The sequence below is a fragment of the Salinivibrio sp. IB868 genome, assembly GCF_001995655.1.
In the GTDB taxonomy this organism is placed as follows: Bacteria; Pseudomonadota; Gammaproteobacteria; order Enterobacterales; family Vibrionaceae; genus Salinivibrio; species Salinivibrio siamensis.
Genome location: NZ_MUEW01000002.1, coordinates 268,852 through 295,554, shown reverse-complemented (window position 1 = coordinate 295,554; position 26,703 = coordinate 268,852). Strand labels below are relative to the sequence as shown.

At 49.9% G+C, this 26,703-nt stretch carries 23 protein-coding genes and 1 tRNA gene; 1 reads left to right on the top strand and 23 read right to left on the bottom strand.

Features of this window, described 5'->3' with window-relative positions; all coding sequences use genetic code 11:
• Positions 1–5: 5 nt before the first annotated feature.
• The 7 genes from BZG20_RS03390 to BZG20_RS03360 form a co-directional block, all read right to left on the bottom strand.
• Entirely contained in the window at positions 6–1,796 is a 1,791-nt protein-coding gene (locus BZG20_RS03390; RefSeq protein ID WP_077578125.1) for an ABC transporter ATP-binding protein, read from the bottom strand.
• A 208-nt stretch (positions 1,797–2,004) separates the two neighbouring features.
• A complete protein-coding gene (locus BZG20_RS03385) occupies positions 2,005–3,354 on the bottom strand; it encodes an MBL fold metallo-hydrolase (RefSeq protein ID WP_077578124.1) in 1,350 nt (449 codons plus the stop codon).
• Between the two features lie 50 nt (positions 3,355–3,404).
• Positions 3,405–4,337, bottom strand: coding sequence for an alpha/beta hydrolase (locus BZG20_RS03380; protein WP_077578123.1), 933 nt, complete (start codon positions 4,335–4,337; stop codon positions 3,405–3,407).
• 453 nt (positions 4,338–4,790) lie between these two features.
• Positions 4,791–5,957, bottom strand: a complete 1,167-nt coding sequence (locus tag BZG20_RS03375) for a nucleotide sugar dehydrogenase (protein WP_077578122.1) — start codon at positions 5,955–5,957, stop codon at positions 4,791–4,793.
• 144 nt (positions 5,958–6,101) lie between these two features.
• The gene (locus BZG20_RS16045; RefSeq protein WP_077578121.1) at positions 6,102–6,872 is read right to left on the bottom strand and encodes a Wzz/FepE/Etk N-terminal domain-containing protein; all 771 of its coding nucleotides are present in this window, start codon (positions 6,870–6,872) and stop codon (positions 6,102–6,104) included.
• 208 nt (positions 6,873–7,080) lie between these two features.
• Complete coding sequence (locus BZG20_RS03365) at positions 7,081–10,644, bottom strand: AAA domain-containing protein (protein WP_077578120.1); 3,564 nt, start codon at positions 10,642–10,644, stop codon at positions 7,081–7,083.
• Between the two features lie 165 nt (positions 10,645–10,809).
• Positions 10,810–10,897 (bottom strand) — tRNA-Ser (locus tag BZG20_RS03360).
• 286 nt (positions 10,898–11,183) lie between these two features.
• Here BZG20_RS03360 and BZG20_RS03355 point away from each other — a divergent pair.
• Positions 11,184–11,756, top strand: a complete 573-nt coding sequence (locus BZG20_RS03355) for a UPF0149 family protein (protein WP_077578119.1) — start codon at positions 11,184–11,186, stop codon at positions 11,754–11,756.
• Positions 11,757–12,207: 451 nt separating this feature from the next.
• On the opposite strand, the gene BZG20_RS03350 is transcribed toward BZG20_RS03355, so the two are convergent.
• The 16 genes from BZG20_RS03350 to ruvB form a co-directional block, all read right to left on the bottom strand.
• Complete coding sequence (locus BZG20_RS03350) at positions 12,208–12,795, bottom strand: YrbL family protein (RefSeq protein WP_077578118.1); 588 nt, start codon at positions 12,793–12,795, stop codon at positions 12,208–12,210.
• Between the two features lie 560 nt (positions 12,796–13,355).
• Positions 13,356–13,643, bottom strand: coding sequence for a NadS family protein (nadS, locus tag BZG20_RS03345; protein WP_077578117.1), 288 nt, complete (start codon positions 13,641–13,643; stop codon positions 13,356–13,358).
• Positions 13,640–13,975 (bottom strand): type II toxin-antitoxin system RelE/ParE family toxin, encoded by a 336-nt coding sequence (locus BZG20_RS03340; RefSeq protein ID WP_077578116.1) that lies wholly within the window; start codon positions 13,973–13,975, stop codon positions 13,640–13,642. The genes nadS and BZG20_RS03340 overlap by 4 nt, the downstream gene beginning before the upstream one ends.
• 1,270 nt (positions 13,976–15,245) lie before the next feature.
• Positions 15,246–16,289, bottom strand: a complete 1,044-nt coding sequence (gene nadA, locus BZG20_RS03330) for a quinolinate synthase NadA (RefSeq protein WP_077578114.1) — start codon at positions 16,287–16,289, stop codon at positions 15,246–15,248.
• A 117-nt stretch (positions 16,290–16,406) separates the two neighbouring features.
• Positions 16,407–17,138, bottom strand: a complete 732-nt coding sequence (ybgF, locus tag BZG20_RS03325; RefSeq protein ID WP_077578113.1) for a tol-pal system protein YbgF — start codon at positions 17,136–17,138, stop codon at positions 16,407–16,409.
• A 34-nt stretch (positions 17,139–17,172) separates the two neighbouring features.
• Positions 17,173–17,691 carry a peptidoglycan-associated lipoprotein Pal gene (gene pal, locus BZG20_RS03320; RefSeq protein ID WP_069361240.1) on the bottom strand — a complete coding sequence of 173 codons (519 nt, stop codon included), beginning with the start codon at positions 17,689–17,691 and terminating at the stop codon, positions 17,173–17,175.
• Between the two features lie 50 nt (positions 17,692–17,741).
• Positions 17,742–19,073 carry a Tol-Pal system beta propeller repeat protein TolB gene (gene tolB / locus BZG20_RS03315; RefSeq protein ID WP_077578154.1) on the bottom strand — a complete coding sequence of 444 codons (1,332 nt, stop codon included), beginning with the start codon at positions 19,071–19,073 and terminating at the stop codon, positions 17,742–17,744.
• Positions 19,074–19,180: 107 nt separating this feature from the next.
• On the bottom strand, positions 19,181–20,182 hold the full coding sequence (gene tolA, locus BZG20_RS03310) for a cell envelope integrity protein TolA (RefSeq protein ID WP_046075473.1): 1,002 nt from the start codon (positions 20,180–20,182) through the stop codon (positions 19,181–19,183).
• A 63-nt stretch (positions 20,183–20,245) separates the two neighbouring features.
• Entirely contained in the window at positions 20,246–20,692 is a 447-nt protein-coding gene (tolR, locus tag BZG20_RS03305; RefSeq protein WP_046075367.1) for a protein TolR, read from the bottom strand.
• Between the two features lie 3 nt (positions 20,693–20,695).
• Entirely contained in the window at positions 20,696–21,382 is a 687-nt protein-coding gene (gene tolQ, locus BZG20_RS03300) for a protein TolQ (protein WP_077578112.1), read from the bottom strand.
• Positions 21,379–21,786, bottom strand: a complete 408-nt coding sequence (ybgC, locus tag BZG20_RS03295; protein ID WP_046075472.1) for a tol-pal system-associated acyl-CoA thioesterase — start codon at positions 21,784–21,786, stop codon at positions 21,379–21,381. Before ybgC ends, tolQ begins: the two co-directional genes overlap by 4 nt.
• Positions 21,787–22,016: 230 nt before the next feature.
• Positions 22,017–22,313: a cyd operon YbgE family protein gene (locus tag BZG20_RS03290; RefSeq protein ID WP_158010012.1), complete on the bottom strand. Its 297-nt coding sequence runs from the start codon at positions 22,311–22,313 to the stop codon at positions 22,017–22,019.
• Positions 22,306–22,413, bottom strand: coding sequence for a cytochrome bd-I oxidase subunit CydX (gene cydX, locus BZG20_RS03285; RefSeq protein WP_021024361.1), 108 nt, complete (start codon positions 22,411–22,413; stop codon positions 22,306–22,308). The genes BZG20_RS03290 and cydX overlap by 8 nt, the downstream gene beginning before the upstream one ends.
• Positions 22,414–22,428: 15 nt before the next feature.
• A complete protein-coding gene (gene cydB / locus BZG20_RS03280) occupies positions 22,429–23,565 on the bottom strand; it encodes a cytochrome d ubiquinol oxidase subunit II (RefSeq protein ID WP_077578111.1) in 1,137 nt (378 codons plus the stop codon).
• An 11-nt stretch (positions 23,566–23,576) separates the two neighbouring features.
• Positions 23,577–25,160 (bottom strand): cytochrome ubiquinol oxidase subunit I, encoded by a 1,584-nt coding sequence (gene cydA / locus BZG20_RS03275; protein ID WP_176719629.1) that lies wholly within the window; start codon positions 25,158–25,160, stop codon positions 23,577–23,579.
• Positions 25,161–25,686: 526 nt separating this feature from the next.
• On the bottom strand, positions 25,687–26,700 hold the full coding sequence (ruvB, locus tag BZG20_RS03270; RefSeq protein WP_046075362.1) for a Holliday junction branch migration DNA helicase RuvB: 1,014 nt from the start codon (positions 26,698–26,700) through the stop codon (positions 25,687–25,689).
• Positions 26,701–26,703: the final 3 nt, after the last annotated feature.

Genomic DNA, 26,703 nt, shown 5'->3' with positions numbered 1-26,703 from the left:
ATGCCTCAGCTATGTGCTGCCATATTTTTGAAAATTGCATTTTTTTCGTAAAGTTCAGCATACGTACCGTGATCAATGACTTTGCCCTGTTCAAGCATATAAATACAATCACACTGCTGAACAGTACTGAGCCGGTGAGCGATCATAATAATGGTTTTATTGCCAGCAAAGTCATGGATGGCATCCATCACTAGCTTTTCAGTAATGCCGTCTAGCGCACTGGTTGCTTCATCAAGCACTAACACATCTGCATCATCATAAAGCGCCCGCGCTATACCAATTCGTTGCCGCTGACCGCCTGACAACTGCACACCGCGCTCCCCTACTCGGGTATCTAAACCGTTTGGCAGCTGCTCGAGTAATTCTTCTAAATGCGCCATCTTAGCCGCTTTGCGAACTTTCTGTTCGTCAATTTCGTCAACTGGTAAGCCAAAGGCGATATTTTCACGAATAGTGGCATCGGAGAGAAAAATACTCTGAGGAACAAAGCCAATATTGTTTTGCCATGCACGCACGTTCTCGGCTGTGATTGGCTTTCCATCGACCTTTAAGCTACCTTGGCTGGGCTCAATAAGGCCGAGTAAAATGTCAATCGCTGTTGATTTACCAGATCCTGACGCCCCTACTAAGCCAATCACTTGATTTACAGGTAATTCTAATGATAGTCCTTGTAGGGCTGGATCTTCTTTACTCGGATATTGAAAGGTGACATTATTCAGCTGAACATGATGTGTAGGTTTGAGTTTGTCACGTGTCGAGCTAGTTTCAGCCGCGTACTGGCTAGCAATAAGATCTTGTTCGAGGTTATCAAACGCCGATAGATTACCTCGAATTTGTGCCACCCCCGTATAAATTTGCTGGAATGCAGGGAGCAACTTGAAGCCGGCTAAAGCATATACTGATAAGATGGGCAAAATTTGCCCTGGATTGCCGTCGTATGTTTTGACTAAATAAAGCACCAGAAAAATCACCGAACCGAATGCGATCAGCTCCATCGCATAACGCGGTGCTTGTGATAGCCCCTTGGTAACGCCTTGAGCATGGCCAAACTTTTCACTAGCACTTTGGTAACGCTGATTAAAGTCAGTTTGTCGACCCAATAATAACGTATCTTTAATCCCGCCAAATCCCTCATTCATTAAGGTGAAACGTTGTCGGTTGGCACTGGTGATATTAATACCGTTTTGGGACAGTTTTTTACGCACAGTCCGATAGAGAATGATATACGCTATAGTAAAAACAGCTAGTCCAGCCAAAGCAACTGATGGATTGTAAACAAAGACCGCAGATGCCATAACTATCGCGAGTACAGCCTTGGCGACCAGCTGCATAGTTGGTTGAATAATAGTTTGAGTTATTCGGTTTGTCTCTTGCGCAACTTTATTGGTTAACTGACTGCTGCTTCCTCCTGCATGAAACAGCCAAGACTGACTCATATAATAACGATAAAGGCGCACAGATAATTCAGCTCCAACTTGTTGTGCATAGAGAGATAATCGCCAGGAGGTATACATAGAAATGATCGCCGCTATAGTAAGAGATACGAGAACAGCAACACCCACCCAAAAAATAAAATCGGTTGGACTAGCTAATCCGCTATATTGATATAGATGCGCGAGCTTCCCGTCTCCTTGGAGTTGCCCAATATCCCCAACCAGAGCCATAAAAGGGCCAATAGCAACTACACTTGTTAGCTCGGCAAAAGCCATTAACACTACCAATATTTGCAGCCGGACAAGTCTTTTACGTTGATCTGCCGTTAGTAGATTAAACAGCGTTTTTAAACGGTTATACATTTAGATTCAGTTACCTTTCGGGCTCTACCCACGCTACCGCCATGAGGTGTCGCTCCCCCTGTGCGCATAGTCAGAGTTTGTGTGACTGTGCAAGGCGCACGGTCAGTACATTTTAATGGGTTTTGAGTTTACCTGCTAACTTTTGTGGGCAAAAGGCTTAGTGGCGAAAAGTCGAGGTTGCGCAGGCGGTGTGGTGGGTTTTTAGGCATTAATCCGCGAATTCCTTGAGCTTGGTACGCAATGCTTGCTGAGTCTCGGGTTCGCCGTGGATTAAGTGGATCTGCTTGGGAGGTGGTTGGATGCCTTGCACAAACCTCACTAAGTCGTTTTGGTCGGCGTGGGCGGAGTAGCCGGAGATGGTGTGGATTTGCGCGTTAACGTTGACTGGGGTGTTGTCTATCCACACCTTTTTGTTGCCTTGTTGTAACTCTCGCCCGAGGGTGTGTTGGGCTTGGTAGCCGGCAAAAATCACATCGGTGCGTTTGTCTTCAAGTAATGCGGCAAGGTAGTTCATGATGCGTCCGCCTTGGCACATACCGGAGGCGGCGACCACAATGGCTGGCTCGCCGGTTTGTTTGAGGCGATTCACCAACGCCATATGTTGACTGTGTTCATCAATGGTGATGCATTGCTCAAAGGCTAGCGGATGGCGGTGTTGGTTGAGTTTGGTTTTGGCCTCTTTGCTCCACAGCTTTTTAAACTGGCGATAGTGACGCGTCACCTTTTGCGCCATGGGCGAGTCGAGAATAATAGGGAACGCATCATCAAGCTGTTTTTGGTGAATAAGCTGCTCAATATCAAATAATAGCTCTTGAGTGCGGCCGACACTGAATGCGGGGATCAATATCGCGCCACCGTCTTCGAGTGAGCGTTGAATAATAGCCTCTAGCCGCTGTGCGCGAGTAGTGACGGACTCATGGGTTTTATCGCCGTAAGTGGACTCTAAAAACAAGATATCGGCGCGACTTGGCGGGGTTGGGTCGGGCAATAATGGCGTGTTACTGGGCCCTAAATCGCCAGAGAACACCACCCTTTGTTGGTCCGGCAGTTTTAATTCGACATAGGCCGAGCCCAAAATATGCCCGGCCGGTTGCAAGCGCAAGTAGGTCGCAGGCTGTCCTTTTTGCTTGGGCTTTAGCCGGTGCCAGCTGTTGTAAGGCAGAGTCACCATCAACTGGCGGATACATTCTAGTACCCGCTGACGATGGCCATAATCCATATTGAGTTGCAGTTTTAAAGTGTCGTCAATTAACAGTGGCACCAAGGCGGCGGTGGCTTCAGTGCAATAAATAGGGCCGTTAAAGCCCCCCGCCAGTAGCCATGGCAGTAAGCCACAGTGGTCGATATGAGCGTGCGTGAGGATCAGCGCGTCAATGCGTTTGCCATTAAAGTTCACCCTCGCCTCTCGAGCGTCATCACCTTGGTATTGGCCGCAGTCAATCAGCAAGCGTAAGCCGCTTGGTTTTATATTCACTTGGTGACACGAACCAGTCACGGTTTGATAGCCACCATGGTGGGTGACGGTGAGGGTTTTATTGTCTATTGAGGTGTTAGGCATGGCCACGTCCAGGTTGTTGGTTCAAATGTTGTCATCGTCGCCCATGGTATCTATGTACCTACCATCTTACTCATCATCTGTTCTATCAACGGGCTTGGGTGACCGGTGTCGTCGGTGAGAAAATAGGTATGACCCCAGAGGGGATCGAAGTGGTCGTTAAAGGCGTCGCAGTCGGTTACCGTCACTTTGTTGGCGGGAAGCGCGTCAAGGTTTTCAGGGCCGGTCATACCGAGGCGGCGGGTGACGGTGCGGTGACGTACATTCACCACTTTTGAGGCGGCCATAGCTAAATCATCAGCGGCATAGTAAATATGCACTTGTTTGGCGGCATCGAGGACGGCTCTTCCTGGCTGGTGCGGCTCTAGCGCTTGGTTATCAACATCGGCGGCCATCATAAAGATATGCCGAAACCATTGTGGCATGGTGTCGAGCCCGGCATGTTGGTGCCAGTGGGTAAAGGTGCTGATGAGCGTGCGATTCCCCATGGAGTGCGCGAGTAGGTTCATGCGCCGTTTGCACGGTTCAGTTTGTTGCTCAGGGGCGCGACGCCAGTTATCAAACATCGCCAGTAAACGACTAAACGCCAAGCCGGACGCGGTGGCGGCAAGTTGATCATCCCAGTAGTCATCAATAACGCCAAGCCGGCCATCTTCATCACACGGCCAGATAATCGGCACCACCAGTATGGCGTTAGGTGACAGGCGATCACATTGGTGTTGTAAGGTCTGCGCCATCGGGAAAATATGGCTTTCCATTTGGTTGTTATAACCATGGAGCAAAAAGAGTATCTGGGTATGCGTGGGCAAGGCTTTCAGTTTGGCCATAAACGGCTCTGCGGTGATCTCTTGGTATTCACCCTGCCCGGCGCGTTGGCAAAAATACACCCATTTCGAGATATCGGTGTTTTGGTTATCAAAGCTGAGCCAGCGGCCAGCCTCACTCGTCGACCCTTGTTCGGGAATACGGCTGGTAATAAATAACATGGCATCATCCATCGGTTATGAATGTGCGATGAGATTACGCGAGATCGATGGTTGCGTTGTATGGTGTTAAGAGGATTTTGCGAGGGAGAAGACGAAAAGCGTCAGCCCAGCCAATGACATCGCCGATATATAAACCAAGCGCAGGAAGTGCGGCTTGGTGGTTTTGTAACGATTTCAGTTCATGGTTCAAATTCCGTATGCATTCCCACGCAGGAGCGTGGGAACGAGTAAACGGCATCGTCGAAATATAAACCAGGCGTAGGTCGGCATAAGCGCCTTCTCGGTCGCGCAAGCTTGGGGGGATTTCCGCCGCGCGTCATCCGACATTAGTGGTAAAATTGGCGCCGATCGTGATAGGCGCCCGTTGGCAATGTGCCCATATCCAACAATGTCCCGGGGCTTGTGTCACCTACGCCAATGGCACCATCGACGTATAGTTTGTGGTGCCAAAAATCAATCCGCGCCGAACAAATCGCGGGTGTAGACTTTGCTTTCTACATCACGGATCTCGTCAACCATGCGGTTGGCGACAATCACATCGGCGCGTTGTTTGAAGGTATCCAAGTCTTTGATCACGTCTGAGTTAAAGAAGGTGTTTTCTTCAAGCACGGGCTCGTACACCACCACTTCAATGCCTTTGGATTTGATCCGCTTCATGATCCCTTGAATGGCTGAAGCGCGGAAGTTATCTGAGCCCGATTTCATTACCAAGCGGTATACGCCTACTACTCTCGGCTCCCGCTTGATAATCGCATTAGCAATAAAGTCTTTGCGGGTGGTGTTGGCATCAACAATGGCTTGAATAATGTTGTTGGGCACGTCTTGGTAGTTGGCGAGTAGTTGACGGGTGTCTTTGGGCAAACAGTAACCGCCGTAGCCAAACGAGGGATTATTGTAGTGGTCGCCAATGCGTGGGTCTAGCCCTACACCTTCAATGATCTGGCGTGCGTCCAAACCGTGGGATTCGGCGTAGCTATCCAACTCATTAAAGTAAGCAACGCGCATCGCCAAGTAGGTGTTGGAGAAAAGTTTTACCGCTTCAGCTTCGGTAGAGTGAGTAAACAAGACGGAGATGCCCGATTTGACTGCACCTTGTTGCAACAAGGTGGCAAATTGGCGCGCGCGCTCGGATTGCTCGCCGACAATGATCCGAGACGGATACAGGTTATCGTAAAGCGCTTTTCCTTCGCGTAAAAACTCAGGCGAGAAGAGAATGTTTTCGCAGCCCATTTTGCGTTTAATGTCTGCGGTATAACCGACTGGCACGGTCGATTTAATTACCATCACCGCCTCCGGGTTAATCGCCATCACATCTTTAATCACTGCCTCGACTGAACGGGTATTAAAGTAGTTGGTCTCAGGATCGTAATCGGTGGGGGTGGCAATCACCACAAAGTCCGCGCCTTGGTAGGCCTGCTCTTTGTCTAGGGTAGCAGTAAAGTTTAGTGGTTTTTCTGCTAAAAACTGTTCTATTTCGGCATCGACAATCGGTGATTGCTGGTTGTTTAAAAGACTGACCTTTTCTTCCACAATGTCGAGTGCAACCACTTCATTATGTTGCGCCAGTAACATGGCGTTTGACAGGCCTACATAACCTGTTCCAGCAACGGCAATTTTCATTGGATTTTCCTAAGTATATGTTTTGGGAGAGAAGCCATGCGAGCCTAAAATTCCCTGGGCGTCAATAAGTAAACATTCAAACTATGTGCCGAGTCAGGGCTTATGCCACCTAGGTTGATGGTATCATCGACGCTCATAGAAGCACTACTCTGTATCTTCTCGCTTAAACGCAAAACGTACGAGTACAATAGCCACACCCAGCATTCCACCGAGCAAGAAGCCTAAAACAGTAATCAGTTTGCGTTTAGGTTTTATCGGTGACGTGGGCTCTGTTGCTGGCTTCACGACTTGTATTAATTGTGTCGAAGGATGATTAAGCATTGCCAGCTTATAGGTTTGCTGAGCGGCATAGTCGCTCAAAGAGGCACTAATCGTTGCAGCGCTTGTGTCACGAATTTCGGCTTTTAAGACATCAACTGAGTGCTTTAATTTTTCGCTAAGGTGGGCTTTGTAGGCTTGGTTAGCAAATTGCGCCACACTCGTGACTTGCTGGTAAACTTTCGCAGGATCGGTTCCCTCGGCAGAGAGTTTAATCACCTCCTCTCCTCTAGCCACTTCATGAGTGACATTAACTGGCTGGCCAGATAGAGCTGATAATCGTTCGGTGACAGACCGTGAGAATAAATTGATTTCTAGTTCTTGGTTCACATAAACAAGGCGTTCATTCTCTTTATTTGCAAGTCCATAGGGATCCACCACTGCCGATATGGTCGCTTGGGCACTGTACACATTGGGCTGAGTAAATGCGTAAGCCGCGGCCACCAGCATACAAAGCATACTTAAGCCAATCACCCACCATTTTCCCTGCCACAAAGCGGCAAACAGCTCTCTGAGATCAATTTCATCATCGTGGGGCTGTTGAAAGTACGGTGGTGCCACATACTGAGGCTGTGCAGGTTGCTGTTTATCGCTCACTCTATTGTCCCTATTGTTTATTTATTTTTTGCTTGTTAGCAATTGTTTAACCCCTAGCGGTCGGCAGTGTTACCTGAGTGCTATGCTCGAACAGTCAGATGACGCTTATGATAGCGTTTACGTATAGGTTGCAAAAGTGTGCAGCCATTATTTTGCTCTCATTTCTTCTCACTTGGCTTAAAAAAGCACACCTCTTTTAAACCACAGTTCATGCAGGCATGGGGTTATCTGTCGTGTCGGGCACCAGCATGTTTAGGTTGTATTGACACTCTTTTTGCAACTGCCCCGAGTAATACAGTGAGGTTTCTAGGTTGCAATACCGCCCTTGCCTCGCAGCACTGAGCCAGTTGTAGGAGCCAACCGCCATGTGGCTGTCGTCCGCCATCACCATTTTGCTGTGCACCCCATCGACAATATAAACCTCAATATCGAGAGTCTGTAGCCGTTCGATACACTGGTCGAGTTGTTGCCGCTTTTGTGGGTCATGCCGGTTGTTATGTGTGGTGTTGAAGTGCCTGTCCGTGTATATCGTCACTTTCACGCCACGTTCAACTGCCTGCTGCATCGCGTTATCTAACCCCGTTTCTTGTAGTGTTCTTGCTTGCAGCCAAGGCGATATAATATCAACCCGCGATTCGGCATGCGCGAGTAACGTCGTAAGGAAGTGATCATGTTCTTGCGCATTCCATAAGGTTTTGGGTTTATCGCTGAAGCGCAATAAATCAGGCCTTTCTACTGGTGCAACGGTCAGCGCATTTTTATCACGCCATAGCAACATCTCGCCCAACACGTGGCGTGGTGAGCCCATGCGTGCATGAGTAAGCATTTGCATATCAGCAAAGACAATAAAGCTGTCTTTCGCACGGGAGACCGCCACATTGAGCATGGTGGCATCTGTATCAATAAACTGCCCGTCCAAATGACGACTGTATACATGAGAAAAGATCACGAGTTTTCTCTCAGCACCTTGCAATGAATGCACGGTGCCCACTGTCATTTTCTCGTCCCCCTCACAGAGAATGCCATTGTCATTACAGGCTTCTTTAATGGCGTCTACTTGCGCTCTAAAGGGAGTTACCACGCCAACTGCTTGTTCTAGTGGTGCCCCAAATTGGCTTTCTATTTGCTCACGGTTGTCTCGCAGCCAATGAGCAATGGCTATCGCCTCGACACGGTTCAACGTGCTCCCTGCCTCTCGGACGGCGGCACCGTCAACGTGGGCATAACCCAATGCCGGAAACCGTTCACTATCCGCTTCTTCTGAATGTCCAGCCGGGCCGCGCTTGGGTAAGAGTAAGCCGTTGTAACAAAGCCGATTACAGTATTCGATAATATCGTCATAACAGCGCCGATGCTCTCTAAGTAACATCCCTGGCTCTGCGTCTGAGTGGTAATGGATATGACTGGCCTGTTGTGCCACGTGCATCACACTGCCTTGCGTAACTAAGCGTGCTATTTCTTCGGTTTCTTCGTAGTCATCCGCCAGCGCGTGTAAACCAGCACTGAACAGGTTCCCCTGATCAACCACGGAAGAGAGTGAGCGTACTGGTTGAATCTGTTGAGTATCCCCAATCACTAACGCTCTTTTGGCAAAAGCCATACTGGCCCCTGCTACTTCTGGGGAAACTTGCCCGGCCTCATCAACAATCAACCAGTCAATACTGTTGAATAGATAATCAGTTATAAACTCTCCCGCACTGTGGCGTTTTATTGTCATGTGAGAGGGTAGTGCATGAAAGGTTGAGACAATACAGGGAGTCAGCATCATGCGTCGACGCCAACGCGCCAAGCTGGCTTTTTCGCCACTTTTTTTCGCCTGGCTATCAAGATTTTTTCCCAAGGCGTAGCAGGCTAACAACCATCTCACCTCCCAATAGTGTACGGTGACTCGAAAAACAAAAAAACGGACATGGGTATCTAACCACTTGTCCATGGTATCAATATCGACAATCTGATCTTTGCCACTCGGCGGCGGAGCACTGTATGTGTCAAACAACGTATTACAGATACCCATCCACTTTTGCTGGTACGTCAGGTACTGCTGCTGACAGTCATACAACGCATCAAGCTGTTGCTTTTTCGCTTCTCGCTGTTTTTCTTGCTTTGCAAATGCCTGATTGAGAGCGGCTTCAAATCGATCGATACCATACTCTCGATACAGCGCCTGCGCGGTATCACAAAGCTGGGTATCAACAAAGTGCGCATAGCTAGCATGGCGCTTTCTTTTTACGGCGGGTAAAAACGCGAGCGTAGATTCGATTAGTGATTCTTGTGATAAGAAAAAACGCCACTGATTCAGGCTTCCCTTTAGGGTTTGGCTAGCCGCTTGAAGCTCTGCTAACTCAGTTTCATGTGCAGCTATCACTGCGGCTGGATCGCTACCTAATTGCTGGTGATATACCTGCCGCTGCTTGTCGTAGTCGAGCCAACCTTGTTGTACGTTTTGTAGTTGGTTCATCGCGGTTTGCAGCTTGCCGTGCAATTGCTGTTTTATCTCTTTTAGCGCTTCTTTTGGTTCATCACTCAAGGCAAGACTCGGAAAAGCCTGACGTGCTCTATCAATCAAGTAATGTGTGGCGCTATACAGGGTATCTTTGTTCTCTAGGCCATTATAAAAGGCGTCCGTTTGATAGAACTGATCCGCTTCTTGTTGTTTTGACTTTGCTGGCAGATAACCACCGTAGCTTACGATACCAGGCAGCCACCGCCCCGACATCGGACCGTCACCTTCACCGAAGTCTTTACCAAACGCTTCAATAATATTGGTGACCGCTTGGTTATTGGTCGATGCGGCAACAATAATAGGCGGCTCACTGTCTTCTAACGCTGCTTTAGCCCACAAGGATGCCACAGTCGAGAGCACAAACGTGGTTTTGCCTGTTCCTGGGGGACCATTAATGGCTAGCATATTGGCTGATTCAATCGCTAGCGTGCTGGTCAGGGCATCACGTTGCGCATCGGCAAGGGGAAATGCATCACCGGAATGCGCAATTCTCGTACTTATCGACGTGGCATAATCTTCACATGGCCGTCTGCTATTGCATGTGTAAGTGGCGTAGGTATTGAGTAGCGGCAATGTCGGTTTGTTTTCACGAATCAAGTCATACGCATTGATGATATGAAATGCGCTACCTGACGTTTCAATTTTTTCTAGATAAGCACCGTCGGGTGACACTTCATACAAGTCTTTAAAGCCCCTTTCGTCTAAGTAGGCTTTGCAGACGGAGGCGTATAGATCCCGCGCCGTGTTATACGCCTGATCCCATACTATCGCGTGCTGTTCTGGGTTATCACGCTCCAACTCCTCAACATCAGACTCTGTTAAGCACTGTATCGACGCGTTAGTTAAAAAGTGATCGACCTGTTCAACGGTTGACACGGTTATCACGTCTTGATGCTGAGGCGCAAGGGTGTCACGGGAGACGAAAGGCGCAGACGCGGGATAGAGTCGGCCTGATCGCGTTATCCACACGGGGCAAATAATCGGCGCGATATAATACGGTAAGGCGCTGTTTTTCTGCTTCCCGTGCTCGATGATATTCCTTTTAACAAACGCAAACGTCCATATATGCGCTTTAACCGCAATGGTATCCGCCGGTTCATTGCTGAATAATTCACCGTCATTTTCTTCTGAGCTCAGGCAGCCTTCTACTAATGAGGAGGAAGAGATATTACGTTTTTGTGCTAACTCCTTCCGGTTAAAAAACCCCTTGGTACTGTCAGCATCCGCTAAACAGTTACGCCAATACGCGGCCCACTTCATCCATTCCATGCTTTATTGCTTATATCTCAAATTTAACTGCGGCTAGGTTAGCGTTTTTAGATAAGGGATAAAAGCAACTTGGACAATGGCTGTGAGGGTGAAAATGGTTTGAGATCATCGTTCGGTGAGCAATACATAGCAAAAAACCGCCACGAAGGCGGTTTTTTTTAACGATGGCGGTGAGAGAGGGATTCGAACCCTCGATACGTTGCCGTATACACGCTTTCCAGGCGTGCTCCTTCAGCCACTCGGACACCTCACCATATTGTGTGTTACACGAGCTATTTTTTGTGGGGGATTGACTTACCCGCTGTCGCGTTAACGGGGCGTACTATAGAGAGTTGCCGCTTTGCGGTCAAGCTGTTGGTGATAGCTTTGGGTTTAAATGGCTATTCCATCACCAAAAGCATCACTATGTCTGGAAAAACTGAGTTAACCACCCCGATTCAGTCGTCAACGTGTTGAGCAACGACTGATGTGTGATGGAAGCAACCACACCTGAAAGCTGTTAAACTCTTGCCATAGACCAAAATGCAAATAAGAGTGTTATGACATTATCAGATTTTCTCTCCCAACATGCCGATAGCAGCCAGCTACTTAATGACATGCAAACCCGTGGTGTGGTCACCGCGATGGCGGCCGCCCCTCATGTTATTAGCCCTAGCGAGTGGCTTCCTGTGATGTGGGGTGGCGAGGAACAAGCGCCGTTTGAGAGCCATGAGCAGTTTGAGCAGTACGCCAATCTGATTGTGGATATTTGGAATGAACAGCGCCAACAGTTGTTGGAGAAAACTTGGCAATGGCCGGAAGGCTGTTTGCTGGATGACGCTGAAATTGTCAACCAAGCGACGCGCGATTTCGCCGAAGGATTGTTGCAAGGCTGGAGCCTGACCCGTGATGACTGGGAAACGCTGATGCCGGAAAACACTGATGGTAATGCCCTACTCGGTGGCGTAGTGCTGTCTATTAGCTTGCTTTACGACCCAGAAACCGCGCTTTCCACCATGGAAGCGCAAGGTGCGGAAGAGCTGGCACAGTTTGAGGAAATCTTTAACGCCATGCCTACCATGTTGTGTGGTCTTACCCACCACGGCGCGGCGTTGGCGGAGGATGCGGAGTAAATAACCGGTGGTGCCATTGGCGTAGGTGACACAAGCCCCGGTAAGATGTCGATATGATGCATTGAGCCAACGGGCGCCTGTCACGGTCAGTGTTAATTTTAACCTCCCATGTCGGAGGCGCGCAGGCTAGACCGAGGCTCAAGTTAGCATAGTGCTGGCGCTTGTCCGACCTACGCTTGGTTTATATATCGATGATCCCATTGGTGTAGGTGACACAAGCCACGGTAAGATGTCGATATGATGCATTGAGCCAACGGGCGCCTGTCACGGTCAGTGTTAATTTTAACCTCCCATGTCGGAGGCGCGCAGGCTAGACCGAGGCTCAAGTTAACATAGTGCTGGCGCTTGTCCGACCTACGCCTAGTTTATGTTTTGCTGGTCCGTTAGGCGACGAAAAAAGCTCCGGCATGATATTGGGTATATTCAAGTTGCCAATGGGACACTGGTTGACTCACGCTATTTCGGTGTCACCACATTCCACATTTTCTACTGGCTCGCCGTTGAATAGCTTTTCAAGCTTTCTTTTGGCGGGCTTAAGCGACTTTTGCGTTCGCCAACGACTGATCAGTGGTACCTTTTGATATAGCCAAGCGCGTTTTTCTTTAGGAGGAACAATGCCGTCAATGATAAAAAAGTGATTCGACTGGACAATGATATTATTAAGATTTGTATCAATAAAGCAGATATTCGTCTCCTTCAGATACTGCTGTAGCTCATTAAAGGTCTGTGACGCCTTTTCTCGAGATAGCTTGCCCTTCTCCAGCAAGCTTAAAAAGGTTTCTTCGCTATTTTCCCCAACCAAATCAAAGACTAACCCTGCCCCTAAATCTGTGTCGATAAATCCATAACATTGCGGTAAATGGCTGGTGTCTACATGCTTCTTGATTAGATACTGATAATAGTCCCACTCCCTCGCATTCACATCACTCGGCTGGTTGGCTTTCATGATTTTAATGCACTTTGTTGGGTCATGGGGATGCTGGTAGCAGTCTCGGGTCTGTCCGCTGCCAATGGGTTTATGGTTCTGTAAATAGATCATTGTCTCTAGCCAGTTTATTATTCTTTTCGTCTAAAAAAGCAAACATAAAGATTATCGATCTGTCATCAGACAGTCAAATATATGTCAAATTATTTCCGGCCATTTCTCACAGGAAGGACTAAGCGTTCACGAGAGGGTTGTTAGGGCGTGGGGAGCGCACGCAGACTGATGTCGGTGGGCGCCTATCACGAGCAGTGCAAAATTTAACATCGGTTCCAAATTTGGCCTTCATGTCGGAGGCGCCGTGCAACGGGCGCGCTTCGGCTTGGGTATACACAATTCACATCGCCACAGCGCTTGTCCGACCTACGCCTGGTTTATATATCGATGATCCCATTGGCGTAGGTGACACAAGCCCCGGTAAGATGTCGATATGATGCATTGAGCCAACGGGCGCCTGTCACGATCAGTGCCAAATTTAACATCGGTGCCAAATTTGGCTTTCATGTCGAAGGCGCCGTGCAACGGGTGCGCGGCACACATCGTGATATTGATTGGCATTGTGCTGGCGCTTGTCCGACCTACAGATTTTTTTAGGTAATATAAACAACTTGCTGCCACTAATGCGCTTCTAATGCTTTGTAAAACTCAGGGTTATCTTTGATAGTGTGAAGCACTTTCGCCGCTAAGCCTGAGGGGTTACGACGCTTATTTTCCCAGCTTTTTACTGTCTCAACACTCACACTCATTGCTTTGGCAAACTCAGAGCGCGATACATTCAGAATATCTTCACGAATAGCCTTAACGTCTTCAATGGTATAAGAAGTTATCCGTGAAGGCTCCATATTTTCTTTCTTGATTTCGACCGCCTCTTCAAGGGACGTCTTTAGATCTGTAAAAAYACTCATTTCTCATCACCTCGCAGTTGTTTAACTAGTTCTTTCAACTGCTTTTTCTCTTCATTTGTCAAAGTATCTTGCGTTGTTTTAGCGTACACATATACTAAATAAATGGTTTCAGCGTAAGCAAAATAATATAGGACCCTTAGACTCCCGCTCTTTCCTTGCCCTTTCTTGGCCATCCTGACTTTTCTTAGCCCACCTGTACCTTGAATCAGATCGCCCTTTTCAGGTTGAGCTATGAGTTCACTCTGTAGCTCTTTCAACTCATCATCAGACGCGAGTGCGGCAATCAACCTAGTGAATGTCGGGGTCTCAATAAAATGGAGTGCGTGGCTCACGTTTTTAACTCCTTATACATCATAATATGTGTACTGTGTACCCGCTGTCAACACGGCCTAGGGAAAGATTGGGTGAACAGTGCGATATGGGCGCCAGTTGCACTGCGCCAGTTACGGTCGTTGTCAAATTTGGCAATGATGTCGGAGGCGCCGTGCAACGGGCGCGCTTTGGCTTGGGTATTCATGATTAACATCGCACCGGCGCTTGTCCGACCTACGCCTAGCTTATATATCGATGATCCCATTGGCGACGATGACACACGTCTCGGTACAACAAACATCTTCAATTGTGTTTCGCGGCTGAATTCTAATTTATTGTAATGAAACTTGATTCCTCTCTTGGCTTCGCATCATCTGAGCGTATATGAAGGTGGAAAAAGAGAGCCTGGAATGAGATATCGGAGAAATTATGCACATGGTGGCACGTATTTTTTTACGGTAAATCTACGCGACAGAGAGATGCGATTGCTCACGGAGCATATAAGGTTACTGCGCTCAGCGGTGGCAACCGTCAAAGCGTCTCACCCTTTTCAAATCGATGCTTGGGTCGTTTTACCTGATCATTTACATACTATTTGGACACTTCCCAACAATGACTCAGATTATTCGACCAGGTGGCGCAAGATAAAGAAGCTGTTTACCAAAAGTGTGTCCCGAATAGATAAGCGATTTGTTACGGCAAAAGGGAGAATATGGCAAGATCGATTTTGGGAGCATACGATCAGGGATGAGAGAGATTTTAAGCATCATTTTGATTATGTGCATTTCAACCCGGTTAAACACGGTTGGGTTGAACAAGTGTCTGATTGGCCGTATTCCTCATTTCATCGTGAGGTTAAAAGAGGGATTTATCATCCGTCGTGGAATTTTTATTAACAGATTAAACGATTACCCGTGCATACCGATCATTTAAGCGACGGTGACACAAGCCCCGGTAAGATGTCGATATGATACATTGAGCCAACGGGCGCCTGTCACGATCAGTGCCAAATTTGGCCGCCAATGTCGGAGGCGCGCGGCACACATCGTGATATTGATTGGCATTGTGCTGGCGCTTGTCCGACCTACGCCTGGTTTATATATCGATGATCCCATTGGTGTAGGTGACACAAGCCCCGGTAAGATGTCGATATGATACATTGAGCCAACGGGCGCCTGTCACGATCGGTGCCAAATTTGGCTTTCATGTCGGAGGCGCCGCGCAACGGGTGCGCTTCAGCTTGGTATTTCATGACTGACATCGCTCCGGCGCTTGTCCGACCTATGGAGGTTACCCCTTCATTTCAGCGGCAAAGTTGAGCATGCGGTTGAGCGGAATTAACGCTTTTTCGCGCACCTTGTCGTCAACGTGGATCTCATGCTCTTCACCACCGACTTCAAGTGCGCTCTCTATCGCTTTGAGGCCGTTCATCGCCATCCATGGGCAATGAGCGCAGCTTCGACAGGTCGCGCCCGCGCCGGCGGTTGGGGCTTCGACAAGTTCTTTTTCCGGCACCATTTGCTGCATCTTATAAAAAATGCCTTTATCCGTGGCCACGATCAGCTTTTCGTTCGGCAGGGTTTGTGCCGCTTTAATCAGCTGGCTGGTTGAGCCAACGGCATCAGCCATTTTTACCACACTGGCAGGCGATTCTGGGTGAACGAGAATCGCGGCATCAGGATAGAGGTGTTTCATTTTTTCCAGCGCTTGAGCTGAAAATTCATCATGCACCACGCATTCACCTTGCCATAGCAGCATATCCGCGCCGGTTTCTTTCTCAATATAGGCACCAAGGTGGCGATCGGGGCCCCAGATAATCGGCTTATCTTGGCTGTCTAGGTGCTCGACAATCTCCAGCGCAATGCTCGACGTCACCACCCAATCAGCACGCGCTTTGACGGCGGCTGAGGTGTTGGCGTATACCACCACGGTATGATCCGGATGGGCATCACAAAACGCGGTAAATTCGTCCGCTGGGCAGCCTAAGTCTAACGAGCACTCCGCGTTTAGTGTCGGCATTAGCACGGTTTTTTCTGGGGTGAGAATTTTGGCGGTTTCCCCCATAAAGCGTACACCGGCGACAATCAAGGTACTTGCTGAGTGTTGGTTGCCAAAGCGAGCCATTTCCAACGAATCAGCGACACATCCGCCGGTTTCTTCGGCAAGGGCTTGGATCTCTGGATCCGTGTAATAGTGAGCAACAAGTACCGCGTCTTTTTCTTCTAACAATTGTTTGATGCGCGCAACGTGTTGTTTTTTCTCAGTGTCAGTCAATGCCACAGGTTTCGGCGGAAAGGGGTAGACCCTTTGCGACGTTTCAATCACTTGGCTCATGGGATTACTCATGCTTACTTCCAGTCCGGAACTTCCAGTCCGGGTAGTATAACGTGAGTGGGGGGAGAAACAATATGAAGAGGGAGGCTAGGCCCTAGGAACCTAGGACCTTATTGCCTACATCGCATTTTTAGCTTGTTTGGCGCTGGTTGAGTCTGGGTAGGTATCAATCACTTGTTGAAAGTATTGATTGGCTTGGTCGCCGTTACCTTGTTTTTGTGCAATCAGACCCAGTTTCAGCAAGGCATCAGGGCGTTTATTGGAGTCTTCAAACTCACTCACTGCCGTGAATTCTTGGCTAGCTTGTTCAAACTTACGTTTGGAGAAATAAAGCTGGCCGAGCCAATAGTGGGCATTAGCGGTGTATACCGATTCTGGGTATGTTGAAAGGAACGCTTTAAATGCCTTGGTTGCGCCTTGGTAATCTTTCTCTTTTAAGATCAGGTTGACTGCGGCTTCATAGGCTGCATTCTCGGTTTGATCGGCAGTGAAGTTAACCGCTGGCTTATCTTCTGGCGCTTTCTCTGGCTCTGCGGGGGCCGATTGCTTGGCTGTTCTTAGGGTGTCGATTTCTCGATAGAGGTCACGTTGACGTTCAACCATTTGTTGAATGTCATAGCTGTTACGCTCAACGTTACCGCGTAAATTGCTCAGCTCTTGCGCCATTTGGTCAAGCTGGCGCTGCATATCCAGCTGCATTTGGTTACGTGCTTGGAGCATGCGCTCTAAACGATCGACGGCGGTGCCGCCCGCCCCTACTTCTGTCACCGGAGCAGGTGTGGCAGCCACGGGGGCTGCCACACTCACCAGTAACGCCAGCGCGAGGGTTCGCACAGAGTTACTGTTCATTGTCATATCCTTTATCCATTACCAAAAGGCTGGATTAGTATACCAATACCGCACGACGGTTTTTGGCGTAAGCTTCTTCGCTTTGGCCAAGCACCAACGGTTTTTCTTCACCGTAGCTCACGATAGAGATCTGGCTCGCCGGTACGCCCAGCGCTTGTAGGTACTTAGAAACCGCTTCGGCACGACGCTCGCCCAGTGCGATGTTGTACTCAGGGGTACCGCGCTCGTCAGCGTGACCTTCTACGACCACTTCCATCGCTGGGTTAGCACGCAGGTAAGTGGCGTGGGCATCCAGCATGTCTTCGTATTGTGGCAGTACTGATGAGTCGTCAAAGTTGAAGTAAACGGTTTGCGACTGACGCAGTTCTTGGTTACGAATTTGTTGCTCTGTCATTGAGCCTTGGCCGTCAACAGGAGAAACAACCGTGGTGCCGTTTTGGTTGGTTGATTGGCCAGAACCACTGCCTGTTGAGCTATCGTGTGAGCTACACGCAGCCAGAGTAAACATCGGCAGTGCCACCGCCAGACCTTTCAGTACTTTATTGATTTGCATTCTATTTTCCTTTTCTAGAAAGTTAGCGCACGTTGTTTAAAATTAAAAAACTACAGGTAAGGTGACCAGGCTGGTGCACGCACGCGCCCGTTGGTTGCCGGTAACCGCGCTTTAAAGCGGCCGTCTACAGAGACGAGTGACAACACATTCTTACGTCCATATACCGAGCTGTAAATCACCATGCTGCCATTAGGCGCAATGCTTGGCGACTCATCCAACAAGGTTTTGGTTAGGATTTGCACCGCCCCGCTGTTTAAGTCTTGCTTTGCAATGTTATAGCCAGACGATGATTGATTTACCATAATCAAGTGACGGCCATCCGGTGTCAGTTGCCCACCCATGTTCTGATTGCCTTGCCACGTGATCCGTCGGCTAGTTCCGTCGTCTAAATTTACGCGATAAATCTGTGGTTTGCCACCCCGGTCAGAGGTATAGATGAGCGAGTTACCATCAGGATCCCAAAATGGCTCGGTGCTGTTGGCACGGCCGTGAGTAATTTGCGTCAATTTTTTGCTGTTCAAATCGAAGGTATACACCTGCAAGCTACCGGTTTTGGAGAGTACCAAGGCTAACTTGCTGCCATCAGGGGAAAACTGTGGCGATCCATTGTGACGAGGGTATGACGCAATTTTCTCGCGCTGGCCGGTGTAAATGTTCATGATGAAGATTTCTGCCTGACCATTTTCGAAGCTGACATAGGCGAGCTGTCGGCCATCCGGTGACCAAGACGGCGACATCAATGGCTGTTTGGAACGCAGGATCAAGCGCTCGTTATAGCCGTCATAATCTGACAAACGCAGCTGATAGGGGTAGTCGTTTTCTTTATCAATCACCACATAAGCGATACGAGTTAAGAACGCGCCCTTTTCGCCGGTGAGCTGCTCATAAACAATATTGGAAATGCGATGCGCATAGCGGCGCAGGTCGCTCTCTTTGACCGTGGCGCGGTTATTCACGAGTAAGTGATCATCGGTTTGTACCAACTCGCCATCAGCGCCTAGGCCTTTGCTGTCTCCGCCGGTGAGCTGGCCTCGAACGATATCAATCAACTGATAATCAATTTGATAGCGACCGTCCGAAGTCGGAGTGATGGTGCCTGTGACCACCGCATCCACTCCCAGCGAGGTCCAAGCGTTGTAATCTACATCCGCATCACTATATGGGGTTTGCGGCATGTCACTGACCGCCAGCGGGTTGAACTTACCACTGCGGCGTAAATCGGAGCCGACTACGCCGGAAATATCTTCCGGCAATTCGCCTTGTCCCTTCCATTGAAACGGGATCACGCCAATCGGGCGCGCGGTATTCACCCCTTCGGTGATCACCAATTTCAGCGCGGCATGTGCCGGTTGAGTCAGTATCGACAGACAGGCTAAAAGCATCACAACCGCGGCGATACGCCATGTTCGCAAACGATCCTGACTCTTGCTTGTCACACTGCTTGTGCCACCGCAGGGGCTCACTTCCATCATGTTTGGTATCCTGTCGTTTAGTTAGGTCTAACGGTCAACTCAATATCACGTAGTTTGGCAATAATGTCGCCATCTTCCGGCATTGGAAACTGAGACACAGACGCCACCGCGGTTTTTGTCGCGCGACACAGCCGCGTATTGCCTGCCTTTTCTTCCACATTAAGCAACAGGCCGGTCGGTGACAAGCGCATATTCACCACGCACTCTTGGCCACTTAAGCCATCATCGACGATGAGCCGTTGCTGGATCATTTGTGTAAAAATGGCGCCGTACCGCGCCACTTCATCTTGAATAAATTGCCCGCGCGCGGTTTGCCGTTGGCTGGCTTCCGACTCGAGGCCCGAGAACAAATCGTTCAGCGCCGCCTCTTGCTCTTGTTGTCGTCGCTTCGCCTCCTGGGCTTTGCGCTCTGCCTCTTGGCGCGCTTGTTCGGCTTTACGTGCCTCTTCTTCTGCTTTTTTACGCTCGGCAAGCTTGCGCTGTCGCTCGGCTTCGGCTTTTTTCGCTTCTTCCTCGGCTTTACGTTGCGCGGCGAGCTTTTCTTGCCGTGCTTTTTCCGCTTTCTCCGCCGCGAGTTCCGCTTTGCGCTTCTCTTCTAATTTACGCTGACGTTCGCGTTCGGCCTGTTCGGCCTGTTGCTTGGCAATACGCGCTTGCTCTTGCGCTTTGGCCTTTTGCTCGGCAATTCGCTTTTGCTCTTCACGTGCTTGGCGCTCGGCTTCTAGCTTTTGTCGCTTCACTTCGCGAAGGCGCTGCTCTTCTTGCTCACGTTGTTGCTCAAGGCGTTTCGCTTGCTGCTCTAACCGTTTGAGTCGCTCCGCTTCTTCGCGTTTGGCCTGATCGCGTTGCTCGCGAATTTTCTTCGCCTGTGCATTCACTACCGCCGGATCAATGACAGTGGCATCAATCGCGCGACCCGCTTTAGGGGTTGGCGTTGAGTCAGAACTAAAGTCTGCGCCCCATAACAGTACAATCACTAAGACCAGGTGCAACACGGCAGATATTGCCAGCGCGGGCATCAGCGAGTCTTTGCCTGATTTTTTATGGGTTGGTTTATCGCTTGGCTCGTTCATCACCCTCACCTACGACTCGTACGGCTCAGTCATTAACCCCACTGACGACACGCCAGCTTGGTTTAATGCATCAAGCGTCAGGATGATTTCTGAATAAGGCACCCGGCCATCGCCGCCCACTAGCACAGGGGACTTAGGATTGAGCTGCAGCTCAGCTTTGACGCGCACTAGAATTTCTTCCAAGCTCAAACCGCGGGTCATATCGCCATTATTGACACTGAGCCCTAATTGGCCGTCTTTATCCACTTCCACAATGATAAAAGCGCCGCTGTCTTCCTCTTCTGCCAGCTCTGCGGCGGTTTTTGCTTGCGCCGTTTGTGGCAGATCGACATCCACTCCCTGGGTCACAAATGGGGCGGTCACCATAAAGATAATCAGCAGTACCAGCATCACATCAATGTACGGGACAACATTGATTTCCGCCGTCATCTTGCGCCGTTTAGGTTGATACGCCATGGATCACTCCTGGGTTGCCGCAAACGCTTGACGATGAAGAATGCTAGAGAACTCTTCCATAAAGTTCATGTAGTTATGCTCGAGCTTACTGACTTTGGCGGTCAAGCGGTTGTACGCCATGACCGCTGGGATCGCAGCGAACAGACCCATGGCTGTCGCCACCAAGGCTTCAGCAATCCCGGGGGCGACCATGGCCAACGTCGCCTGCTTTACCGCGCCTAGGGCGATAAAGGCATGCATGATCCCCCATACGGTACCAAACAGGCCAATGTAAGGGCTGATCGACCCCACCGTCGCCAAAAATGGCAGATGGGTTTCCAGCTCTTCCACTTGTTTTGATAACGACACGCGCATCGCCCGCGAAGTCCCTTCCATCACGGCGTCGGGCACTTTGTCGTTGCTGCGATGCAAACGCGCGAATTCTTTAAAGCCGGCGTAAAAAATCTTCTCGCTACCCGTCAAATTGTCTTTGCGCGCTTGCACTTCTTGGAATAGTTGAGAGAGATCGATCCCAGACCAAAATCTGTCTTCAAACCGTTCAGCTTTGCTAAACGCTTGCTGCATGACCTTGGAGCGCTTGATGATCATCGCCCAAGATACCACTGACATACCCAGTAATATCAGCATCACTACCTTGACAAGCAAGCTTGCTTGCAAAAACAGGTCGAGAATGGAAAGTTCAGCGGTCACGTCATCATCTCCGATTTAATCTGTGTTGGAATCGATTTGGGTTTCATGGTTGTTGGGTCGACACAGGCTATCTTAACCGTCGCCGCACACAATGCTTTTTGATCAGAATTCACCAAGCTTTGACAAAAGGTCATGCTGGCGCGCCCCATGGCTGACACTGTGGTGACAACCTCCAGTGCATCATCAAGCCGTGCACCGCGGTGGAAGTCAATATCCATATGGCGCACAACAAAGGCGGTGCGATCGGCAAAGAGCGCTTGTTGATTGACACCGATCTCACGCAACAGTTCAGTGCGTGCCCGCTCAAAGTAATTGAGATAATTGGCGTGGTAAACCACTCCCCCGGCGTCTGTGTCTTCATAGTACACACGAATCGGCCAGCGAAACGGCGTTGATTCTGTCATGTCTTTACCCATGATCGGTTTACGATAGGCAATTACTATACCTAAGTTGTGGATGTATAGAAATGCTGAGACAGCGCGGCTGGCGCATTGGTCGCCCATCAAGCCGTCGAGAAGTGATGTGCTGCAAAAAACGCGCAATTACTCACGCTAGAGTGATGAAAAAAGCACCACTCGGGTGCCTTTGTCATTCGTTTGTCACTTTGCGCTTGCTCACCGAGCGCCTAACTCAACTAGCGCAGCCACATCAAGGCGAGCAACAGAAGGGATACGCCCCACCCGAATGGCGGCCAGGTGAGCCACCGGCTCCATTTGCCTTGCGCCGTGAAACCGACGGCATGGATCACCCCGACACAGGTCGCGTAGAGCAGCCCCACGCCCATCGGAAACGTGACACCGCCCATGCGCTGAGCAAAGGCTTCTGGCGCCCACATTACTTGGCCGCCCCAGCACAGGGCACTGGCCAATGAGAGCAGCCGCCAAAGGCCAGAAAAGTGCTGGCCTAAGGGAGCAGGTTGGCGCTCACTCATTGTCGTGATCCATCGCTTCGGTGTGCTCCAACCATAAGGCATTGATAATGCCAAAGGCGCATGCCAGCAGCACACCAAGAATCCACGTGAAATACCACATATGCAAGCTCCTTAATCAGTACAGTGAATGGGTGTTGTCTTCAATATATTGCGCGTCTAAACGACCAAACATCTTAATGTAGCACCACAGGGTGTAAGCCAAGATAATCGGCACAAACACCGCCGCGACGATGGTCATGATCGACAAGGTTAGCTCGCTTGAGGTGGCATCCCACATGGTCAAGCTGTGACCCGGGAAAGTGCTCGATGGCATCACAAAGGGGAACATTGCGATACCCGCGGTCAAAATCACGCCCGCCACGGCTAAACTCGAGAACAAGAAAGCCCAACCTCCGCGCTCAAAACGTGACGCCAGCAGTGCCAATAATGGCATGACGGCGCCGACCAGTGGTGCTAACCAGAGGATTGGCATCGCTTGATAGTTACGCATCCAAGCGCCGCTTTGTACCGCGACCTCTTTCGCCAGTGGGTTAGAGGCTGCTTGATTCGCCGCCTCACTGACCACCACAAAGCCATCTATATTTTGTACCCAGAAGCCTGCTGCCACAAAGAGTACAGTGGTCAATAATGCACACAGTTGCGCGACATTACGTGCGCGTACATGCAGCGCATCGGTAGTTTTTAGTTGCAACCAGGTTGCGCCTTGCAACACCACCATAAACAGGCTCACCAATCCACACACCAGTGCGAAGGGATTAAGCAGTGCAAAAAAGCCACCGGTGTAGGTTGGGATCAAGAGATCGCTAAGCTGGAACGGGACCCCTTGTAAGAGGTTACCAAAGGCGACCCCGAAAATGACCGGTGGTACAAAGCCCCCCAGCACCAAGCCCCAATCCCATGCGGTGCGCCAGCGTGGGTCATCGATTTTTGAGCGATAGTCAAAGCCCATGGGACGGAAGAAAAGCGCCGCCAGCGTGACCACCATCGCGATATAAAAACCAGAAAAGGAAACCGCATACACCAACGGCCAAGCGGCGAATAATGCCCCGCCTGCGGTCACTAACCAGACTTGGTTTCCTTCCCAATGGGGCGCGACAGCGTTAATCATTACCCGACGTTCGCTGTCGGTTTTGCCGATCAGGGTGAGCAAGGCGCCCACTCCCATGTCAAAGCCATCAGTGACGGTAAAGCCGATCAGCAACACACCGATCAGTACCCACCAGATCAGGCGTAACATTTCATAATCAAACATGCTCTCTCTCCTTATGCTTCAATCTGGCGGCTGAAATCCGCTTCTGGATTGCCTTTTTGTTCAAAATGGTAGCGGCCGGTTTTGAGGCTGCTGGGCCCAAGGCGGGCAAACTTGAACATCAGATAAAGCTCAGCGACGAGGAATACGGTGTAGAGCGAGCAAATCGCCACCATCGAGAAAATAATATCGCCAGCGGCCAGATTCGATGCGGCCACGTGCACGGGGAGGATTTCCCCCACCGCCCAAGGCTGGCGACCGTATTCGGCAACAAACCAACCCGCTTCGCAGGCGATCCATGGCAGAGGAATACCAATCAGCGCAAGCTTCAGTAGCCATGGTTTTTCATCGATACGCTGGCGACAGGTTTGCCAGAACGCCATGCCAAAAATAAACAGCATCGCAAAGCCGCACGCTACCATGATCCTAAAGCTCCAGAACAAAGGCGCCACTTGCGGGATAGAGTCTTGCGCAGCTTGCTGAATTTGCCCTTCAGTCGCATCCACCACCTTGTCGGTGTACGGCTTAAGGAGCAGGCCATAACCGAGGTCGTTTTTCACTTCGTTGAACGCGGCTTTGGTTTCCGGTGATTTCTCGCCGGCACGCAGTTTTTCCAGCAATGCGTACGCCTGCATACCATTGCGGATGCGGGTTTCATGCTCAGCAATCAAATCGGTTAAGCCTGTCACTTCTTTATCCAGTGAGCGCGTGGCAATGATCCCCATCGCATAAGGGATTTTGATCGCATAATCAGTCTGCATGGTCTCTTGATTCGGCAGCCCCACCACAGTGAACGCCGCTGGCGCTTCTTCGGTGTGCCACTCGGCCTCAATCGCTGCCAGTTTGACCTTTTGTACATCACCCAGCTCGTACCCGGACTCATCACCTAAGATGATTACCGATAAAATGGCCGCCATGCCAAACGAGGCAGCAATCGCAAACGAGCGACGCGCAAAGGCAATATCACGGCCTTTGAGCAGATAGTAAGCGCTGATCCCCAGAATGAACATCGCCCCTGTGGTATAGCCAGCGGCAACGGTGTGAACAAACTTCACCTGTGCGACGGGGTTAAAGACCACGTCGGCAAAGCTCACCATCTCCATGCGCATGGTTTCAAAGTTAAACTCTGAGCCCACGGGGTTTTGCATCCAGCCGTTGGCCACTAAAATCCATAGCGCAGAAAAGTTAGAGCCTAATGCCACCAGCCAGGTGGTGACCAAGTGCTGACGTTTACTGAGACGATCCCAACCAAAGAAGAACAGGCCCACAAAAGTGGATTCAAGGAAGAAGGCCATCAGCCCTTCAATGGCAAGCGGGGCGCCAAAAATGTCCCCTACATAGTGGGAATAGTAGGCCCAGTTGGTTCCGAACTGGAACTCCATGGTGAGGCCGGTTGCTACACCGAGCGCAAAGTTAATCCCAAAGAGTTTGCCCCAAAACTTGGTCATGTCTTTGTAGATTTGCTTATCGGTCATCACGTATAACGATTCCATGATGGCCAGCAAAAATGCCATGCCTAACGTTAAGGGAACAAACAGGAAGTGATACATCGCGGTCAGCGCAAACTGCAGCCGCGATAAATCGACGATATCGGTAATCATGGTCACTCCTTTACACCGCTTTCGGTGCCGATACTGGCGTATCGCTCGTTTTACTTTCTCACCCTGCACGGCAGTCAAAACAGCTGGCTGGCGCGGGGAAAGCTACACACTTCTTAATTGACTGCTTGCATGTTACACAGTTGAAACACCAAGGTTATTCTATAGTTAAATTTTATCTAATTAAGGTATAACTAATATTATAGGCGCAACAATTGGGTGTTAATCGTGTTTTGCTCGGTTTGTCGACCAGGCGACAAAAACAGCAAGACGAACCAACCGAGAGACAAAACTGTGATTAACCACGAAGAAACTAGGCGAGATGGCGGCATTAACGGAAGCCATCTCTCATTGCCTTGTCACCGGCAACCGCCAGCAGATGGGGTTACGATAAGGGCTCACGTGCTACATAACCTTAATCTAGATCAAAAAACCCCATTGGTTGTCGGCCAATGGGGCAGTTTTAGCAAAAAACGTCTTGATCTTGATTAAGGTTTGCGAGGATTTTTCGCTCAGTCTTAGCCGATTAGGTTTTCGGCAAATCAAAGCCAAAATGCAGATACGCACGCTGGCTGGCAATCCGGCCACGTGGTGTGCGTTGCAGGTAGCCTTGTTGAATCAAATAAGGCTCAATCACATCTTCGATGGTGTCTTTTTCTTCGCCAATCGCCGCCGCTAAGTTATCAAGCCCCACCGGCCCGCCATCGAACTTCTCAATAATGGCATTGAGTAGCTTGCGATCCATGTAGTCAAAGCCTTGGCTGTCGACATCGAGCATATCGAGCGCACGTTGGGCAATATCAGCACTGATATCTCCCGTGCCTTTTACTTCAGCATAATCACGCACACGACGGAGTAAGCGGTTAGCAATACGTGGCGTACCACGAGAACGACGCGCCACTTCCATCGCCCCTTCCTCATCGGTTGATAACGCCAAACAATGTGCGCTGCGTTTCACGATACCGGTTAAATCTCCCACGCTGTAATACTCTAAGCGCTGGGTAATGCCAAAACGGTCACGCAAGGGCGATGTCAGCGAGCCGGCGCGGGTGGTGGCACCAATCAGGGTAAACGGGGGTAAATCGATTTTGATTGAGCGCGCGGCAGGCCCTTCACCAATCATGATATCCAGCTGATAGTCTTCCATCGCGGGGTACAAGACTTCTTCTACCACTGGGCTTAAGCGATGGATTTCATCAATAAACAGCACATCATGAGGCTCAAGGTTGGTGAGCAAGGCGGCCAGATCACCGGCTTTTTCTAATACAGGGCCTGACGTGGTGCGAATATTGACGTCCATTTCATTGGCAACAATATTGGCCAAGGTGGTTTTACCCAGACCTGGCGGGCCAAAAATCAATAGATGATCGAGCGCTTCTTGGCGTTTGCGAGCAGCATGGATAAAGATTTCCATCTGATCACGGACGTGATTTTGGCCTTGGTAGTCTTCCAATAACTTAGGACGAATCGCGCGGTCGATCACCTCTTCTTCCCGATCAGGGGTGGTTTGCGCCGAGATTAAACGATCAGCTTCTATCATGGG

Coding starts and splice junctions, on each gene's coding strand:
- BZG20_RS03380 (WP_077578123.1), bottom strand. CDS start 4,337: ATGTTATTTATTACCAGCCGTATTCCCGAACAAGGGTCGACGAGTGAG.
- ybgF (WP_077578113.1), bottom strand. CDS start 17,138: ATGAACAGTAACTCTGTGCGAACCCTCGCGCTGGCGTTACTGGTGAGT.
- BZG20_RS03385 (WP_077578124.1), bottom strand. CDS start 3,354: ATGCCTAACACCTCAATAGACAATAAAACCCTCACCGTCACCCACCAT.
- BZG20_RS03355 (WP_077578119.1), top strand. CDS start 11,184: ATGACATTATCAGATTTTCTCTCCCAACATGCCGATAGCAGCCAGCTA.
- tolB (WP_077578154.1), bottom strand. CDS start 19,073: ATGCTTTTAGCCTGTCTGTCGATACTGACTCAACCGGCACATGCCGCG.
- ruvB (WP_046075362.1), bottom strand. CDS start 26,700: ATGATAGAAGCTGATCGTTTAATCTCGGCGCAAACCACCCCTGATCGG.
- tolR (WP_046075367.1), bottom strand. CDS start 20,692: ATGGCGTATCAACCTAAACGGCGCAAGATGACGGCGGAAATCAATGTT.
- cydB (WP_077578111.1), bottom strand. CDS start 23,565: ATGTTTGATTATGAAATGTTACGCCTGATCTGGTGGGTACTGATCGGT.
- tolA (WP_046075473.1), bottom strand. CDS start 20,182: ATGCCCGCGCTGGCAATATCTGCCGTGTTGCACCTGGTCTTAGTGATT.
- BZG20_RS03365 (WP_077578120.1), bottom strand. CDS start 10,644: ATGGAATGGATGAAGTGGGCCGCGTATTGGCGTAACTGTTTAGCGGAT.
- BZG20_RS03375 (WP_077578122.1), bottom strand. CDS start 5,957: ATGAAAATTGCCGTTGCTGGAACAGGTTATGTAGGCCTGTCAAACGCC.
- ybgC (WP_046075472.1), bottom strand. CDS start 21,786: ATGACAGAATCAACGCCGTTTCGCTGGCCGATTCGTGTGTACTATGAA.
- nadA (WP_077578114.1), bottom strand. CDS start 16,289: ATGAGCCAAGTGATTGAAACGTCGCAAAGGGTCTACCCCTTTCCGCCG.
- pal (WP_069361240.1), bottom strand. CDS start 17,691: ATGCAAATCAATAAAGTACTGAAAGGTCTGGCGGTGGCACTGCCGATG.
- cydX (WP_021024361.1), bottom strand. CDS start 22,413: ATGTGGTATTTCACGTGGATTCTTGGTGTGCTGCTGGCATGCGCCTTT.
- BZG20_RS03390 (WP_077578125.1), bottom strand. CDS start 1,796: ATGTATAACCGTTTAAAAACGCTGTTTAATCTACTAACGGCAGATCAA.
- BZG20_RS03290 (WP_158010012.1), bottom strand. CDS start 22,313: ATGAGTGAGCGCCAACCTGCTCCCTTAGGCCAGCACTTTTCTGGCCTT.
- BZG20_RS03350 (WP_077578118.1), bottom strand. CDS start 12,795: ATGATCTATTTACAGAACCATAAACCCATTGGCAGCGGACAGACCCGA.